The organism is Leuconostoc litchii (genome assembly GCF_008107645.1).
GTDB lineage: Bacteria > Bacillota > Bacilli > Lactobacillales > Lactobacillaceae > Leuconostoc > Leuconostoc litchii.
Genome location: NZ_SDGY01000001.1, coordinates 525270 through 543982 on the forward strand (window position 1 = coordinate 525270; position 18713 = coordinate 543982).

The 18713-nt window shown below is 34.0% G+C and carries 18 protein-coding genes; 1 reads left to right on the plus strand and 17 read right to left on the minus strand.

The genetic code is table 11. The annotated features are described in order from the left end of the window. Positions 1 to 21 precede the first annotated feature (21 nt). The 5 genes from ESZ47_RS02730 to ESZ47_RS02750 all read right to left on the minus strand — a co-directional run bounded on the left by ESZ47_RS02730 (position 22) and on the right by ESZ47_RS02750 (position 4466). Positions 22 to 960, minus strand: coding sequence for a metal ABC transporter substrate-binding protein (locus ESZ47_RS02730; RefSeq protein WP_208797473.1), 939 nt, complete (start codon positions 958 to 960; stop codon positions 22 to 24). A gap of 81 nt (positions 961 to 1041) precedes the next feature. Beyond that, complete coding sequence (locus ESZ47_RS02735) at positions 1042 to 1884, minus strand: metal ABC transporter permease (RefSeq protein WP_148604514.1); 843 nt, start codon at positions 1882 to 1884, stop codon at positions 1042 to 1044. Further along, the gene (locus ESZ47_RS02740) at positions 1877 to 2620 is read right to left on the minus strand and encodes a metal ABC transporter ATP-binding protein (RefSeq protein WP_148604516.1); all 744 of its coding nucleotides are present in this window, start codon (positions 2618 to 2620) and stop codon (positions 1877 to 1879) included. The genes ESZ47_RS02735 and ESZ47_RS02740 overlap by 8 nt, the downstream gene beginning before the upstream one ends. A 331-nt stretch (positions 2621 to 2951) precedes the next feature. Further along, on the minus strand, positions 2952 to 3896 hold the full coding sequence (locus ESZ47_RS02745) for a multidrug resistance efflux transporter family protein (protein ID WP_148604517.1): 945 nt from the start codon (positions 3894 to 3896) through the stop codon (positions 2952 to 2954). Between the two features lie 15 nt (positions 3897 to 3911). Further along, entirely contained in the window at positions 3912 to 4466 is a 555-nt protein-coding gene (locus ESZ47_RS02750) for a helix-turn-helix domain-containing protein (protein WP_148604519.1), read from the minus strand. A gap of 216 nt (positions 4467 to 4682) precedes the next feature. Between ESZ47_RS02750 and ESZ47_RS02755 the strand changes: the two genes are divergently transcribed. Then, positions 4683 to 5300 carry a carbonic anhydrase family protein gene (locus tag ESZ47_RS02755; protein ID WP_148604521.1) on the plus strand — a complete coding sequence of 206 codons (618 nt, stop codon included), beginning with the start codon at positions 4683 to 4685 and terminating at the stop codon, positions 5298 to 5300. A gap of 203 nt (positions 5301 to 5503) precedes the next feature. Here the strand turns inward: ESZ47_RS02755 and ESZ47_RS02760 are convergent, their stop codons facing one another. The 12 genes from ESZ47_RS02760 to ESZ47_RS02815 all read right to left on the minus strand — a co-directional run bounded on the left by ESZ47_RS02760 (position 5504) and on the right by ESZ47_RS02815 (position 18656). Further along, a complete protein-coding gene (locus ESZ47_RS02760) occupies positions 5504 to 6070 on the minus strand; it encodes an NADPH-dependent F420 reductase (RefSeq protein WP_148604523.1) in 567 nt (188 codons plus the stop codon). Positions 6071 to 6246: 176 nt separating this feature from the next. Further along, a complete protein-coding gene (gene celB / locus ESZ47_RS02765) occupies positions 6247 to 7581 on the minus strand; it encodes a PTS cellobiose transporter subunit IIC (protein WP_208797474.1) in 1335 nt (444 codons plus the stop codon). Between the two features lie 22 nt (positions 7582 to 7603). Next, entirely contained in the window at positions 7604 to 8152 is a 549-nt protein-coding gene (locus ESZ47_RS02770; protein WP_148604526.1) for a sugar transporter, read from the minus strand. Next, positions 8109 to 8468: a PTS cellobiose transporter subunit IIA gene (locus ESZ47_RS02775; protein ID WP_148604528.1), complete on the minus strand. Its 360-nt coding sequence runs from the start codon at positions 8466 to 8468 to the stop codon at positions 8109 to 8111. Before ESZ47_RS02775 ends, ESZ47_RS02770 begins: the two co-directional genes overlap by 44 nt. Continuing rightward, positions 8465 to 10465, minus strand: a complete 2001-nt coding sequence (locus ESZ47_RS02780; protein ID WP_148604530.1) for a BglG family transcription antiterminator — start codon at positions 10463 to 10465, stop codon at positions 8465 to 8467. Before ESZ47_RS02780 ends, ESZ47_RS02775 begins: the two co-directional genes overlap by 4 nt. A 35-nt stretch (positions 10466 to 10500) precedes the next feature. Next, entirely contained in the window at positions 10501 to 10815 is a 315-nt protein-coding gene (locus ESZ47_RS02785) for a PTS cellobiose transporter subunit IIB (protein WP_148604531.1), read from the minus strand. Positions 10816 to 10829: 14 nt separating this feature from the next. Further along, entirely contained in the window at positions 10830 to 12266 is a 1437-nt protein-coding gene (locus ESZ47_RS02790; RefSeq protein WP_148604533.1) for a 6-phospho-beta-glucosidase, read from the minus strand. 563 nt (positions 12267 to 12829) lie between these two features. Continuing rightward, positions 12830 to 14257, minus strand: coding sequence for an NADP-dependent phosphogluconate dehydrogenase (gene gndA / locus ESZ47_RS02795; protein ID WP_148604535.1), 1428 nt, complete (start codon positions 14255 to 14257; stop codon positions 12830 to 12832). Positions 14258 to 14357: 100 nt separating this feature from the next. Next, positions 14358 to 15692, minus strand: a complete 1335-nt coding sequence (locus ESZ47_RS02800; protein WP_148604537.1) for a gluconate:H+ symporter — start codon at positions 15690 to 15692, stop codon at positions 14358 to 14360. Between the two features lie 19 nt (positions 15693 to 15711). Then, entirely contained in the window at positions 15712 to 16482 is a 771-nt protein-coding gene (locus ESZ47_RS02805; RefSeq protein ID WP_148604539.1) for a glucose 1-dehydrogenase, read from the minus strand. A 127-nt stretch (positions 16483 to 16609) separates the two neighbouring features. Next, entirely contained in the window at positions 16610 to 17113 is a 504-nt protein-coding gene (locus tag ESZ47_RS02810) for an ECF transporter S component (RefSeq protein ID WP_148604540.1), read from the minus strand. A gap of 490 nt (positions 17114 to 17603) precedes the next feature. Beyond that, positions 17604 to 18656 carry a 2,3-butanediol dehydrogenase gene (locus ESZ47_RS02815; RefSeq protein ID WP_148604542.1) on the minus strand — a complete coding sequence of 351 codons (1053 nt, stop codon included), beginning with the start codon at positions 18654 to 18656 and terminating at the stop codon, positions 17604 to 17606. Positions 18657 to 18713 lie beyond the last annotated feature (57 nt).

The window sequence follows — 18713 nt, forward strand, 5'->3', positions numbered from 1 at the left end:
AACTTTTTGTTTAAATCAATTTTATTGAGATAACCCCGCTGAAATTTTATCCAAATTCCATTTCATCATACCGTAGTATGTGTCTGCATTTTGTCCTTTTTTAGCTAAAGAATCTGTATATATTTTTGAATAGATTGGTAAACCGGTTTCTTTTGAAAGCTTTTCCATCGTTTTTGGTGAAACCGAACTTTCCAGAAACAATACAGGTACATTAGTAGCATCTATTTTTGTTAACACTTGTCTCATTTGTTCTGGTGTTCCCTGTGACTCAGTATTGATTTCCCAAATAAATGCTGGAGTAATGCCATAAGCAGCAGAAAAATATTTAAAAGCCCCTTCAGATGTAACTAATAATTTCTTATCTTCGGGTATACTGTCAAATTTTGTTTTTGCACTTTGATCTAACACAGATAATTTTTTAACATACTCTGCTGTACGCTTTTTATAAGTCGTAGCATTTTCAGGATCCTTAGCAATCAATACTTTCTCTATATTTTTAACGTATTTAATACCATTTTGTAAATCTAGCCAAGCATGTGGATCTAATTCATTTTCTTTACCTTTATCAGTTAGTCGTTTAGCGACTACCCCCTTAGAAACTGAAAAGACTTGTTGATCTATCTGTTTTCCAGCATTTTTGTACATTTTTTTAAACCAACCAGATCCACCCGTCTCCAGGTTAAGCCCATTGTGGAATAATATATCAGCTTCTTGAGATGCTACCACATCTTGTGGTTTAGGTTCATATTCATGAGGATCTGTACCACGTGGAACAATAGTATGTAAATTAACCTTATCACCACCAACCTCTTCAACCATATTACCAATAATTGAATTAGTTGCTACAATCTGCAATTTATCGTGTTGACTAGTTTTACCACCTTGACCACTGTTAACAAACCAAAAGACACCTCCTAAGACAATTACAACAATCACAATAGTACTACTTAAACGTTTGATCATATTCAATTTCTCCGCTATATTCTACGTAACATACGCTGACTTTGATAAGTCTTTTTGTAAAACTCGTTTACTTTAGGATCAAGATTTATTTTTAAAAATAATGTTTTGCTTTGGCGAAAAAATGAAAGCAAATGCAAAGAAAATTGCTGCAGTCAACACAATTGCTGGACCTGAAGCCCAATTAAATGTAAAACTAAGATATAAACCAACAACAGATGAAATTACTGAAAAGATTGCCGCCACAATCATCATGTGTGACATCCGGTTGGTTAGTAAATAAGCGGTCGCAGCTGGAGTAATAAGCATAGCAACAATCAAAATAATGCCAACAGTTTGAAGTGCTGTAACAGTGACAAGTGTCAAAACAAGCATTAAAGCATAGTGCATGATTTGTGTTTTAAGTCCATAAGCTTTAGCAAATGTATTGTCAAACGACGTAATGAGTAATTCTTTATAAAAAGTAACAACAAACACTAGTACAATTGAAAATACTATCGCCGTAGTTATTAAATCACTATCTGAGACTGCTAAAACATTTCCGAATAAAATGTGGTGCAAATTCGTCGTCGATTCAGCTAATGAAATTAAAATAAATCCTAGTGCAAAAAAAGATGAGAAAACAATGCCTATAGCAGTATCATTTTTCAATTTAGATTTTAATGTCACAACCCCTATTAACAATGCAGCTAAAATACCAAAAATAGAAGCACCCAGTAATAAGTTAAATCCCAACATATAAGCTACTGCAACGCCTGGCAAAACCGCATGTGATATTGCATCCCCCATTAAAGACATGCCGCGAAGTATAATAAATGAACCAATAATACCTGACATAATACCGACCAATATAGAAGTTATTAAGGCAGTTTGTAAAAAATTATAGTTCGATAAACCTTCGATAAATAGCTGAATACTATACATGATTCTCCTCCTCATTTTCAAACAAAATAGACGATAGATCGCCACTAAATGCGGAGGTGATATTTTCTTTTGTAAAAACTGCTGACGTTGCCCCATAAGCAGCGATCCCTCTATTAACAATTACCAATTTATCAAAATATGTTGTAACTTTATTCAAATCATGATGAACAACAATAATTGTTTTGCCCATGTCACGCCATTGCTTTAATATTCTCATAATATCGGCTTCTGACTTCATGTCAATGCCCACAAAAGGTTCATCTAAAATAATCACATCAGCATTTTGAACAATTGCGCGTGCCACAAAGACACGTTGTAATTGGCCACCAGACAATTCGCCAATTTGCCGTTGACTAAATTCTGATAACTTAACATCAGATAATGCTTTCGTCACTAATTTTTTTTCTTTTATATCAGGAATATTAAATAAGCCCAAATTAGGATAAGTTCCTGTGAGAACTGTGTCAAAAACATTGATCGGAAAACTCAAGTCTAAATTAGCCCGTTGTTCAACGTAGGCTATTTTTTTCAATTGCTGTTCAATTGGCTTACCATGCATTGTCACAATACCGTTTTGCTTATTGATCAAACCCAAAATGCCCTTAATCATAGTTGATTTTCCTGCGCCGTTTGGACCAATAATGCCAGTAATTGCATTAGGCTCAAATTGAACTGATAGGTTCGTGAAAATTGGTTGTCTATCATAGACAACCGTCATGTCGCGGACTTTAATCATAAATACTCTCCTAATGTTCGTCGCATTAAAATCGAGTGTAATTTTTAAAAATTGAATTGTTCTCAGCCAAAACTTTCGTGCACGCAAAAAAGGCGCGTTTAAAACCTACAGTTGAAATAAGTGCGTCGTAACATTCTTTATTTTTGAATTGATGAACTATCAACTGGCCGCTTCTTGGCTGACACAGCTAGTTGATAATTCTCAATACAACTGTATTGTATCATGCTTATTTAAAATAAGCCACAAATTACATTCGTACTATGTTGAATTAAATAACAAATAAAACATAGGTTCTACGCGTCATTGGTAACTTTGATTAATGTGATTACGTTCAAAGTCGATTCTTATTACCTCTATAAATACCTAACATAATAATAAATACACCAAGTAAGGTCACTACGTTTGGCATTTTATGTCCTAAAATAATAATACCCAATACAATTGAAAATACTATTTCCATTGCCTGCGTTGACTCAACATTTGCTAGCTGTTGCATATTATTCATCACTAATGAAGTTGCATGAAAAAATAAACCGGTAGCAATAACACCAGAAAACAGACCAACCAGCAATGTGTTTTGAACTTGACTAAGGGAGGGCCCCCCATTTCTAACATAAACTACCACCGACAAACCTAACCAAGTTGGATATGTGCACACTAGCATACCAAATAAACGTTCAAAACCATTCAATATAAAACTTACTGGCATTACTATACGATTCCCTACTGGATAACTGATTGCAGCAATCACCATCATTAACAAAGCTACTCCAAAATGTGCGATACTCCCTGAACGAAAAAAGTAATTAGCAACAGTTAACGCAACACCAATTAATATCAACAGTAGCCACGGTAAAATTGACAAAGGTATTCTCTGCCGTGACATAGTACTGTTCTTCGTACTAATAACAGGTGCAATTAACACACCTAATACAATAGTAATTTGCCAGACACTGGCTGTTAGCCAACCAGGAAACACATCATTTGCAAAACATAGTGGTATGTAAAATAACACAAAACATAAATGACTGCCAATGAACCAGTGAACTTTATTGCTGTTAATAACTTGTATAACATGTTTAATAGCAATACTTCCCTTAAATAATACACTCATGATTAACAATAACGGCATCATCCATAGATATCTTAAAATAGCTGACCAAATCCATATACCACTACTAGTCGACATTAATTCATTAAGAACAAAAGTTAGGGAAAAGAAAAAAGCTGATAAAATGCCAATGAAGCTAGGCTTTTTCAATAGTTTATGAAACAAGATAACACCCTCACTTTACAAGTTGTTTTTATACAGCATAATGCAATAAAATGTACAATCTTTTTCTGTACTATTCACATACTGATGCTCCACCTGTGCATTAAACTTAGCTAATTCTCCAGCTTTGATTTGATATTTTACATGATCAATAATAACTGTTAATTGCCCTTCAGTAACAATTAGCATCTCAATAGTATTATTAATGTGTGGCGATGCTTTTCTTTTAGACTGATTTTTTAGTGAAATTTTAAAAGTTTCAAAATTATCATTTACAGATGAGCTGAAGGTCGTTTGAATTCGTACTTTCTGATTTTCAGTATCAATGGTCTGTAATTGACCATCTGTAATCAATTCAAAGTCAACAGAGCTTTTTGAAAAAAAATAATTTATAGGAATTCCTAAACCATTAGATATTTTCCAAAGATTATCAATTGAAGGTGAACTTTTACCAACTTCAATATTATGTAATGTTGGCTTACTAACATTTGTTGCTTCTGCCACGTTATCTAGTGTTAAATTTCTTTCTACGCGGACTTTTTTTAAGTTTTCACCGACTAATTTTCCAATCATAAGTATCCTTCTGTTCATTTTATTAAATTAAATTCAATATAATGAATTATATACAACAATTAAATTGATTGCAAGAATTTGTCCAAGTTTACTAAATTTTTCGATGATTCATAATATCTCTAAATAGTAGTGAGCATATTATTTGCTTGTAAAGAAAAAAATTTATATGATGGTTTTGTTTAATTTTAAAAAAAAATAATTACTGAGAGAGCAAAAATGGAACATTTAGATTACAATCAACAACAATATTGGGGTATTGATTCCCAAACACCTTATCAATCACCCATTAAAATCAAAAAATCCGAAACTTCAAATAAAAAACATCAAGCAATAAAAATTAATTTTGATAGCCCAATATTATATGAAGATCGCCCTGTTGGTGAACAATTTTTGCTTCAAGGATCTATGCTATTTGAAGATAAATTATGGCAACTAGAACGTTTTCATTTTCATGATGGTGCTGAACATTTAATTGATGGTCTTCGTCATGACATGGAAATGCATTTTGTTTTTCATTATGAAGAAAAAATTTTAGTGGTTGCGCTCTTCGGTAATGTCAATCCAAGTTCAGAAATAAATATTGCAGCATTATTCAATGAACAAACAGACATGTCATTTTTGAATCATTTACTACCAGAAAAATCAAACTATTTTAGCTATTTAGGTACCTTAACTACACCTCCATTAGGCGAAAACATTCGTTGGATTATCTTAGAAAACGCAATTGACGTCAGTAATACAGATGTGAATACTCTCCACGAGCATTATCCAAATAATTATCGCGATATTCAACCATTAAATAGTCGCATTATCGATTATTTTATTGTTGATTAAAAATACTAGAGGTTTGAATCTTATAAAAGCTGGCAAGAATATAATATGCGAGATAGCAGCATCATTTATTTTGCAAAAATCCACACGTAGTCAATTAGATACTACTTTGTTAATTGCTAATACCGCTATTTTTGTGATTATTCTAAAATTAAAAACAAAAAAAGTAGTAACTATACAAGAATAGTTACTACTTTTTGCGAATGCTATTCAATAACAGCGAATCCGCCGGTCCAACCAATTTGTTCACTAGCTGCCAAACTCATTTGTAAGAATCCTGTCGCCTCTAATTCACGAGCTCGTTTTAAAGGACCAGCATTCAAAACATTTAATGAACTGCCTGCTAAAGCTTCTGTCAATAACTTTTTTCCTTCATCAGCGCCAGCAACAAGAACCGTTGTTGTTTGATTACCCACTCTTCCAGTTTGTAAGGTTGCAGCAAAGTTAGTGTTAAAAGCTTTTAAAACAATAGCATCAGAAAGTTTTTCCTGTAGTTCTTCTGCTGCTGAACTATCTGCCGGAACAACAAGTTCACTCCAAGTTTTAAAATTCAAAGGATTCGTAATATCAACGACAACCTTACCTTTGAATAATTCCTTATATTCTTCAGCAATATTCTCCAAAGCAGAATACGGAACTGCCAAAACAACTAAGTCACCTATATGAGTGGCTTTACTAGATGAAGTAATATAATTGACATCATTTCCAGCCTTATCAAAATTTTGACCAATCGCCTGACCCATATTTCCTTTGCCAAAAATTGTTACTTGCATTATGATATTCCTCACTTTCATTTTACTTACTATCATAACTATAGTACATTTAGAAACTAAAAAACAAGAAGTTGTTTAAAGTAACCTATAAATTAACTAGTCGTTTTAAAATACTTTAATGTAACAAAAATACCAGTATAGCAATAGTCCTGTAGTCCAATATTTTCAATTTATCTTTAACTTTGTGCTTGCGTTTTCCCCTGTTCGTCATTATACAATTTAGTATCGTATATTTTTATAAAAGGTAGATAAATGATGAATGCGATAACGACACAACCGATAGCAAGAACGGCTGCTTTCCAATCCACCGTACTAATGAAAGCACCAATCCCTGCTGGCGATGGCCAAGGTGCTTGGATAACGATGGGGCGAATGATATGAAAATGAATCGCAGCATACGCAACCGATGCTGTAGCCATAGGTGCCAAGAAAAACGGAATAGCTAGATAAGGATTATAAACAATCGGTAATCCAAAAATCAATGGTTCATTAATATTGAAAAATGAAGGTACAATCGATGCTCTTCCTAAGACTTTAAGTTGCTCTGAACGTGCTAATAATGTAATGAATATGCACAATCCTAATGTTGCTCCTGATCCACCTAAGATGGCAAATGAATTATTAAATTCACCAGCAAATGGGATATTCGCTCCATTTGAATTAGCCACCATATTAGCAAGAAAAATAGGTGTGATAAATGCCGATATAATGTTAGCACCATGAATACCCACAATCCATAAAGCATGAATGAGGAATTCAATTATCATTATACCTATCCAAGTACTTGTCATACTAGTAACAAAGCTAAATGGTATTGCGATCATTTTAAAAATATCTGTGCCTAATAATACCAATGCACCGTTGATTGCTAATACAACAAAAGCAATAACAAATGTTGGAATCAATGCTGTAAAAGAGCGTGAAACTCCTTCTGGAACGGCCTCAGGCATTTTAATCGTCCAATTATGCTTAACACAGAATGTGTATAACCATACCGCCAAAATAGCCATGATAATAGCGGTAAAAATGCCACTAGTTCCAATTCTATCAATAGTACTCGTCATTCGGAAACCATTAATAACTTTTTCATCCTTGGTAATGCTATTCAGTAAAACAATTTTACCCCCTTTCATTACTAATTCAGGCAAACACATGAAAAATGCGAATAATGATAAGAACGCACCATTTAATGGAGCAACTTTCAAGTTATCTTCTGTTTGAATAATACGGGTAAGCTCAAAGCCGATTGCTAGACTGAAGTAAACTGCTAGAATACCCATTGTTGCCGTGTTGGCAATCATGTATAAATCACTAAATTTGAAAAATGTTGCATCAAAAAAATTATTCAAAAATGGAAATACTGTGGGCAATATATTCAAAACTAATATCATTGATCCTACAATTGTAAATGGAATTGAAGCCATACCAGCAGCCATGATTGCTCTCACGATTCTATATTGTGCAACTTTAGTCATGGGCTTCAATAGTATTTTTTGTAGAAAATTAAACAAGGGTCCATTTTCCATAACTATTTCATCTCCTTTTCTCTCCAATAACGTCTTGATATTTTAATAATCTCACATAATATTTATCACTGTTGCTTGCAATTAAAGTTATTCTCTTATTAACAATTATAAGTATCACTAATCCAATGAAGAGCAAAATTGATAAAATTAATCGATTGCTCTTGGTGTCATTGATAAAACGAAATAATAGTGTAAATAGTGACGTTGGTGTACTAATTATTAATAACATATTTACTAACAACTGTATCCTAAAAAACATTTTGGAGTAAACCAGTTGATTAGTATGCTGTCCGAATAACTTAATTTGTTCAATAACTGTTAACGAAATAATGACCATCAACCCCACCGGTAAAAAAACTATAGGCGTATTTTTCATGATCAAAGCCCAATACAAATTGACAAATAAAAATAAAGCCGTTACATATCGTATTAACATAAAGCGATTATACTGCATGCTTTTTAGACTCATGTCTTTACGATTATTTTCTATTGCGCTTTGTAACTGCTTATCGTCATCCAGTATCTGTTTCTGTTTGTGTATCGTTGCTGTTTTCAATATTTTGTACCTCCTCATAAAGATGCTGCATCTCAATAGCCATCTCTCTCAAAGTCATTGTTGTCATTAAATGATCTTGTGCATGAACTAAAATGACTTCCATATCGATTTTATTGCCACTAGCATAGTCTTTTAATAATTGCGATTGAGCCTTATGTGCCAGTAATAACTCATCATTTGATATTTTCAAATCTTCATTAGATTTAATAAAATTACGTTTTCGCATCTCATCAAATGCCTGGTGAACCAGTGTTCGTGCATTACCACTATGCAAAATAATTTCAAATGCTACTACTTGAATTTCCTCTGAATTCATGCAGATGTACCTCCTTCTATCATTGATAAAAACGTATCTCTAAATTCTGAAAAACTTTTTGATATAATTAAATCGTTTTGCTTCTCTACATCTTCTGTTAACCGTACAATTGCTTGTGTTGTTTCGGTAAGGCCTCTATTATTCCAATAAGATGGTGATAATAAGAAAACAAACTTTATATTGGGATATTCTTCAGACCATTTTAATCCTTTAGGTGTAATACCAATAGCAATTTTAGGCACATGGCTCATTGGTATTGCTGGATGTGGTACGACAATAGTATCACTAAATGTAATTGCACTTAGTGCCTCTCTTTGATTGATTTGTTTCAGTAACTCATCCTGAAAATCTTGAGTTTCTTCAGAACTAATCTTTTCAATTAATTCTTTTAATACCGTATTTTTATTCGTAGGTGTATGCCATATTTTAAATCTGGAGTCACTTGCAAATTGATCAAAATAGTTAAAAGTTGGTTTAGTATCAATTTCTCTATCGGTGATGAATTTTTTCTGTTTGGCATGCATTCGCTGATTATCTAGGTATTGATTTAGTTTCTGAACGTCTGTCTCTGTTAAAAATACGCTCACTTGAATCACAGGAACCTTAAAAACCTGCGTAGAAAGATCAATAGTACTAATGATTAAGTCAATGTTATTTAAAATACTATCATCAATTTCATAATATCCCTTGATATCAACAATATTTAAGTACTTACTGAATTCCTTTTCAAGACGATTATTTAGTAACTGCGCAGAACCATAACCTGTTGCACAAATAATTAGGGTTCTAGGTTTGTTAAGGTTTTTATACTTTTCCACTGTGGCCAGTAAATGAAGCACCAAATATGCAATTTCATCATCATTAATATCAAATTGAGATAGATACGAAGACCATTTAATATACCGTTTGGTATCTGTAAAATAGTTTGAATAGTTTGTTTTTATCTCCTTTAACAATGGATTTTTTAATTGAATACCATTTTCAAGGCGCACAATCATGGGCTTCAGATGCTCTATCAAATTTTTTTCAAGATCGTAATCTTTACTAACAGGATAGGCACTTTCTAATTCAATTTGTTCTAATACATGTTCAACTTCATGTTGTAGAGTGCCATCGTCTGTTAGTTTGCCAGTTTTACCGTGCGCTAATAGTTGAATTGTTAAATAAGCAACTTCACTCTCAGGAACTTTAACATCTAGGCTATTTTCAATACGAGTAAATATTTTTTCAGATACCTCGTAAAAGGTACGCTGTTCATAACTAGTGTTCAATACTACTGGTTGCAAGATAAAACCACTATCTAGGCGTTCAATACTTAAGGCAATATATAAAACAATATTTTGTATTGTAAAATCAGTGAGATAAATACCTGATTCACGACACTCGTCAAGGACGATAATAGTCAGTTGATCAAAACTTATTGTTTTGAAAAATGATTTATTCTTCATGTAATGTTGTAAAGAATGCTCACTATGACTAAAAAAGTAATCTAAAATAAAATGACGTCGATCACGCTCTAACCCGCTAATGAAAATACCTGTATTAGCCTTGCTTTCGATGGTAATTCTGTATGGTAGTAATTCTTTTCGAATTACTGCCAAGTCCTTAGATAGAGACGATCTTGTCACAAATAATCGATCAGCTAAATCATCAACTCTAATTTTTTTATTTTCAATGATCAGCTTGTTCAATATATACTTTTGACGATCAGCTATATTACTACTATGATCTTTATTTGTATGTTCTTGTAGTAATGAACAATGTTTATTCAAAAACAAATCAAACGTCACTGGATGCAAGATTTGTAATCGATATCCTACACTAGGCTTCGATTCAATCCTGGCACCTTGATTTTCTAATTGTTCTTTTAACACTTTAATATAACTACGAATAGATCTAGGTGTTAATGACAAAATGGTAGATAATTCTTTACTAGTCACAAAACGATCTGGATTGTCCGCTAAATAAATAAGTAAATCTTGCTCTTTTTGTTTCATTATCTAACCTCACAGCACCTCAATCTCAGCAACTTTTAAATATTGTCCTGAACTAAATTCGCCATACCTTCAATTCCTGTTGGAATCGGAATGTAAGCCTTAAATGGAATAGAAACTACTGGTCGTCCTACTTCTTCCCCAATTTTCTTAAATCCATCAAGATACATTGTTGTTTGTGGGCTAATTAAATATAAGTCAAAATTGCGACTACGAATAGCTTCTTCTCCTTCAGTTGCAGTAATAGCATCCACTTCAATGTCTATATCTTTATTTTTAAAATAATCTGTTGTCTTTTTAGCCATCATTGATGATGACATACCTGCTGCACAGATAATCAACGCTTTTTTCATGGTGTTTCTCCTTCTTAATTAAGATTTTCACCGTTAGACGCAATCACATCTTTAAACCAATAAAACGAGTCTTTTTTACTTCGCTCCAACGAACCTTCGCCTTGATTATTTTTATCAACATAAATGAAACCATAACGTTTTTCCATTTCACCAGTACCCGCTGATACCAAATCAATGCAACCCCAAGGAGTATATCCCATCAAATCAACACCATCTTCAGTCATTGCTAATTTCATTTGACGAATATGTTCTCGCAAATAGTCAATACGATAAGCGTCATGTATTTGTCCATCAGCGTCACGCTTATCATAGGCACCAAATCCATTTTCCACAATAAACAATGGTAAATGATATTTGTCGGTAAACCAATTTAGTGCGTATCTTAGTCCCTTAGGATCAATTTGCCATCCCCAATCACTCGCCTCTAAGTAGCTATTTCTTACTTGACTATTTTTCGGTGTCATATTATCGAATGAATAACCTTCTTTTTTAGAAATAGCATGAGACATGTAGTAACTAAAACCGATGTAATCAACCGTGCCCAATTTCAAATCTTGTAAATCTTGTTCAGTGATTTCAATGTTAAATCCTTTGCGAGACCAATATTTAGTTAGAAATTCTGGATATTCACCATGGACATGAACATCCGCAAAGAAATAGTTTTTTTCCATAGCTTTCTGAGCTGACAAAACGTCATCTGGATTCATTGATGCAGGATATATTGGTCCCATTGCAATCATGCAGCCAATTTCAAAATCAGGATTAATTTCATGTCCAATTTTCACAATACGAGCACTTGCCACTAGTTCATTATGTGCCGCTTGATACATACCCTCTTCGCGATTTTCTTCTGATTGAAAATGAAGGCCCGAATTCGTAAATACTAAAAAGTCGTTATCATAATTAGCCTGATTATTAATTTCATTAAATGTCATCCAATATTTAACCTTATCTTTGTACCGATTCAGGCAAGTAGTGGCAAATTTAACAAATAAATCAATGACCTTACGATTTCTAAAACCACCATATTCAGTAACCAGATGATAAGGTAATTCAAAGTGTGATAGTGTAATTACTGGCTCAATACCATTTCTGATAAGTTCATCAAACAAATCATCATAAAACTTTAACCCAGCTTCATTTGGTTCACTTTCTTCTCCTGTAGGATAAATACGCGTCCAAGCAATCGATGTGCGAAAACACTTAAAACCCATTTCTTTAAATAAGGCAATATCTTCTTTGTAACGGTGATAAAAATCTATTGCTTCATGGTTTGGATAATATTCTCCCGGAACAACACCATCAGTAATAGTGCGTTCCTTATTTGGACCACCAACAGTCATCACATCAGCCACACTAACACCTTTATCATCTTCTTTCCACGCACCTTCTAATTGATGAGCAGCAACAGCACCACCCCAAAGAAAATTATTCGGTAAACTAGTAGACATATTTATTCCTCCTTTAAGTACCTATATTCTATCAAGTAAGCGCTTACATTTCCATTTGATTAATTTCCGTATTGTTGCGGAAAAATTTTGCTCTTGCTTAAAACAAAGTAAAATAAAAGATCAAGCTCTTCACCTTGATCCGTTAAACTCTATTCGGCTGTATCAATTGCTATTGTAAGGACAATTATTTATTTTGCTTATGATTAATATTTGATAACAACTTAAAACTAGTTTGTATAACAACAAAACATATTGTTAAAAAACTTGAGAGAATTATCGAAGTGAACAAAGATTTAACAAAAGTAAAGAAAAAGCACAAAATAACTAAACTGACTAAAAAATAAATAAGCCAGATAGTAATTATAAACAACAAATAAAGCAACAGGCTAAAAATTTTTTTGTTATTTTCAGTCAACAACCCGTACCCCCAAGACAAAATCTAAATATTTTATAAACCTAATATTCTTTCCCCAAAATCATACTAAGTGGTGTCCTAATTATAACATGTATTTACAATATTTCATTATAATAAAAAAGCCGTCAAAGACGACTTTTCCTGTATATTAAGCTTCATCATACCAAGAGTAGTGATACATTTCACCAGAAGGTTTGTCTGTACGTTCATAGGTATGTGCACCAAAGTAATCACGTTGTGCTTGTGTGAGATTAGCTGGCAAAACAGATGAACGATATGAATCGTAGTATGCGACAGCAGCCGACAGAGATGGTGTTGGTACACCAGCTGTTACAGATAAGGCAACAACCCGTCGAGCCGCATTTTGATAATCTTCGGCAATTTTTTGGAAATAAGGATCTAGTAATAAATTATGAAGATCACTTTGATTTGTGTAAGCATCTGTGATACGTTGCAAGAATTGTGCACGGATAATTGCACCAGCTCGCCACAACTGTGCTAACTCCCCAAAAGGCAAATGCCAATCATAATGATTTGATGCCATACGCAATTGATCAAATCCTTGTGCATATGACATAATTTTTCCAAAGTATAATGCCTTACGTATGTCCTCGCTGACACTTTGAATATCACCAGAAAATGCATAATCAGGACCATGCAATATTTTTGAAGCAGTAAGACGATCATCTTTCATTGCTGAAATATATCGAGCGTAAACAGATTCAGTGATTAATGATTGTGGCGCACCCACTTCCAATGCTGATTGAGAAGACCACTTACCAGTCCCTTTATTTCCAGCACGGTCTAAGATGACATCAACAATTGGTTTATTACTTCCTAAGTCATCCTGACGAGTAAGTATATCAGCCGTAATTTCAATTAAATAAGAATTAAGCTCACCCTCGTTCCACTCAGAAAATGTTTGAGATAGCTGTTCTTGGTCTAACTTCAGGACACGCTTCAAAATATCATATGACTCAGCAATTAATTGCATGTCACCATATTCAATGCCATTGTGTACCATCTTGACATAGTGACCAGCACCATTAGGCCCGATATATGTAACCGTTGGCTTACCATCTTCTGGAGCTTTGGCAGCAATTTGTGTCAAAATTGGTTCCACTAAGTCATATGCTTCTCGTTGTCCACCTGGCATCAACGAGGGCCCTTTGAGTGCACCCAACTCACCGCCTGAAACACCCATTCCAATAAAGTTGATACCTTCTTGGGCTAGTTTTTCAGAACGACGCATGGTATCTTCAAAGTAAGTATTACCACCATCAATCAACATATCACCTTTTTCTAAATTAGGTAATAATTCCTCAATAACAGCATCTGTTCCCTTACCAGCTTTGACCATTAATAAAATTCGACGTGGTTTCTTAACTGACTGAACAAACTCTTCTGTTGTGTAATTCGGCACAAACTTTTTATCAGCATGCTTCTTAACCAAGTCATCAGTTCTTGCACTCGAACGATTATAAACTGCTACGGTATAACCACGAGACTCTATGTTTAATGCTAAGTTACGTCCCATAACTGCAAGCCCAACAACTCCAAAATCTGCTTGTTTCATTTTCTGTTACCTACTTTCTATCTAATATTTGAAACAACATTGCAGCGAGAGTATGACCATTATATTGTGACTAATTGATCACACTTATTATTTTACACCTTTAAACAAAATTTGACACAAGTAAAATTGACAATAACCCAGAAATTGAAATGACACAAGTTAAAGTTGTCCAGGATAAGAAAGTTTCTTTTAATGTTAGACCAAAATACTCCTTAATCATCCAAAATCCAGCATCATTAACATGATCTGCAAATATACTTCCGGCCCCTATGGCCAAAACAACCAGTACGGGATTAACAGTAGAATTAGCAACTACTGAAGTAACCAAACTTGCCGCCGTGATGGATGCAACGGTCGAGGAACCTAAACTGACGCGTAAGAGCGCCGCTATGAGCCATGCCACAATAATTGGTGATAAACTTGTTTGTCCAAATAATTGACCAATATATTTTGAAACGCCACCATCAACCAACACCTGCTTAAAGGCACCGCCACCACCTATAATCAATAGCATCATAGCAATTTGTTTAACTGAATCAGACATTGCGTCGCCAATTTCTTTAATGTTAAGTCCACGGAAAATCCCCATCGTAAAAATTGCTACAATTAATGATATTAACATTGCAACATCTGGTGCACCAATAAAAGTTATAATCTGATAAATAATTGTCTTACTCGATAAAACAAATGACAAAATAGTTGCAATACTAATTAAAATAACTGGTAGTAAAGCCGTTAAGACACTAATTCCAAATTTAGGCGTATCTTTCAAATCGAATTCCTTATACTCACCTAAAACAGAAATATTGATATCTTTCTTATAAACTTTCGGATAAATTTTATGCAAAAAGTAATTGAATACTGGACCAGAAATAATAATTGTTGGAATAGAAACCAAAATACCAATTAACAAAACATGACCAAGTGGCGCATTGAGAACTTCAGAAACAGCAGTTGGTGCTGGATGTGGTGGTAGGAATCCATGAGCAACATTCAATGTCGCTGCCATAGGAATTCCTAAGTATAGAAGTGGCAAATCAACTTCTCGAGCGATAACAAAGATAATTGGCAATAACACGACCAACCCAACTTCAAAAAACAAAGCTAAGCCAATAATAAACGAAGTGATAATTACCGCAATTTGTATTCTCTTCTTTCCAAAAATGGTAATGAGTTGATGTGCAATTCGAAATCCGCCACCTGAATCGGAAATCAATTTTCCAAGCATTGAACCGAATCCAAAAATAATGGCTAAATGTCCTAATTGACCACCGATTCCGGTTTCAATACTTGTTGAAATTTTTGAAACAGGAATACCCAAAATCAATCCAACAACAAATGCTGTAATGACTAACGATAAAAATGTATTTAATTTTAGTTGTGTAATTAAAAAAACGAGTAAAATAACACCAATTAAAACTGTTAATAGTGGCATGATTAACCCTCCTTCTCACTCATCTCAACAGATAACCACCATCTACAGGAATCGTCGCTCCAGTGACATAGTTCGATGCATCACTGGCCAAATAGATGATTGTTCCTATTAGCTCAGATGGTTTAGCCCAATGCCCTGCTGGAATGTGATTCAAAATTTCAGTATTTCTTACTGAATCATTTTGCAATGCTTTTGTCATTTCGGTATCAATATAACCTGGTGCAAGAGCATTGACCTGAATATTATATGGTGCTAAAGCATCCGCATAAGCCTTAGTGAGTCCTACAACTGCATGCTTGCTTGCGGCATAAGGAAAAATAAACTTTCCTGCTCTAAAAGACTGCATAGAACCAATGTTAATTATTTTCCCTGACCTTTGTTCGGTCATTACCTTTGCTGCTTCATGTGACAAAAAATATAAAGCATTCAGATTAAGATCAATTACTTTACGCCAATCTTCATCTCTATAGTCTAAAATGTTATTTCTAATTTGAATACCAGCATTATTGACTAATATGTCTAATCGTTCAAAAGCATCGATACATGCTGTAATAATTTTTTTTGCAGCATTTTTTTCTGTAATATCAATACTAAGAAACTTGACCGTTCGATGACAACCTTTAGCGAATTGACTTAGTTCATCCCAGCCTTTCTCGCTGCGACTAACCACAAAAACATTAGCTCCAGCATTAAGCAAACCCTGAGCATAATATTTTCCTAATCCTGAAGCCCCACCCGTAACTAATGCGACGCGATCTGATAAATTAAATAACTCATGCATATTTTCCATAGTTTCCTCACTTTTTTGGTGTACCGATTAACCAACCCTGTAAACGCTTTCAATGATAAACTTATCATTCCCTTTTGTCAAATAAAAAAACACATGGAAGTTACCTTACATCCATGTGTTTTTTATTTTATATTTTTAAATCTACTTGTGGCACATTTTTAAATACTGGTACTAAAATAATCGCAACAATCAGCCCCATCACGGATTGTGCAACATTACCAATGATCGATGCAAATCCTGCTGTCCAGTTATATAAAAATGCACCTGCCAATACATAACCAATAATCATAATTATCGAACCTATAATCAAACCAACAGCTTGACTAATTGGTCGTCTTTGATATCCAAAATAACCAACGATTAAGCCTTCTAACCCATGAATCACTAAAGAAAATATCATCCATTGTGGATACCCAGCTAACAAATCGAGCAATAGTCCACTTAACCCACCGACGATTAAACCACTGCGTGCTCCGCCAAGAATGGCCGCTAAAAATATACCTGCTTCTACCAAATTAACAAAGCCATTAGTTGCAGGCACAGGGATTTTAATAACATAAGATAATGCCACATTAAAAGCAATAATAACAGATAATATTGCCAATTGTTTTGTGTGAATGGTTCGTTTCATAATAAAGGCCCTTACTTTTCTAATTAATTTGTTGATTAATCACACGCACCCAGTTTGTTCATTGATACAAATTTATTGGTTATTAAGTATAACACATCAGTAATTATATGGTTAATATAGATACAAAAATTATATTTATTTAATATTGCTTATGCCTATCAGTATCATTAAGGATAGAGTTCTTTGTTACGTATAAATTCCCTGTACTTTAATACAAAATTTGTCTCTCAACACCAGATAATTATACTAAACACAATATATTTCATCTAGAATTTGTTCTTTTAGATTTGATACCTGTTAAACAATCTAGAAGAGGTGTTTTTTACCCATGATAAGCCTAGCAATGGTATTAATTTCACTTTGAAAATGCTAATATTTTAATCTCAATAGCACTGTTATCTTATCAATATTTTCATTATATATTAATTTTTTAAATGTGTAAATTACAATAAAAAAGCACGCTACTAATAGCGTGCTTTTTGCAACAAGTTTACTTTTCTTTGTTCAAATCGATTAGGATTTTTGCCTGCGACTTATCAGTAGTCAATGATTCAAATCCATCGGAAACAATGTTATCTAGAGATATAACATCTGTAATTACTGGTTCAACAGCAATTTGTCCACTGCTAACTAGATCAACAGTTTGTTGGAATGTTTCTTTTGAATAAGCAATTGTCGTTGTCAATTTAACACCAGCATTCATTAGCTGCATTGGGTTAAAACTAATTGGTCGAGCAAAAATAGAAACAATAACAACGTTACCGCGTGGGCGTGTTGCATCTATAGCTTGCTCAAATGTTGGTTGAACTCCTGCAACCTCAAATGACGCATCAGCACCACCAGGAATAATATCTTTGATTGCTGCAATAGTGTCAGGTACTTGACTTGGATTGATAATATCTGTTGCACCCATTTCAAGTGCTTTATTCAAGCGTACTTCTGACAAATCAACTGCTACAATCTTGGTTGCACCTGCAGCCTTAGCAGCAGCAGCAACCAAAACACCAATTGGTCCAGCACCAAAAATAACTACTTTTTGACCAAAACGAAGGTCTGCCTCCTTGACTGCTTGCACAGCAACAGCGGTAGGTTCAATAGTTGCAGCCAACTTCAATGGAAATTCTTCTGGTAATTGATACAAATTATCTTCTGGCACATTTACCTGAGAAGTGAAACCACCATCTGTGCTCAATCCAATAAAACTGTATCCATCATAAACATCTAAATCATCAGGCGAAATGCCTTTTGTTACAGTAGGATTTATAGAAACATGGTCTCCTACTTTAAACTTCGTAACATCTGAACCAACTTTTTCAATTACACCTGAAAATTCATGTCCCATTGTCAATGGTGCCTGACCACCAGTCAAAGAATCTGGCTGTTCTACTGGAATAAAAACTGGCCCTTCAAGGTATTCATGTAAATCGCTACCACAAATACCCGCATAAGCAACACGAACCACAACTTCGTTAGACTTCGTGGGCTTGAGTTCCACTTCCTCCACACGAACATCCTTTACACCATGCCATACAGCTGCTTTCATTATTTCTCCTTTTCAATAACATTATTTATCGTTTCGAAAGACAAAAATTGTTTTTCT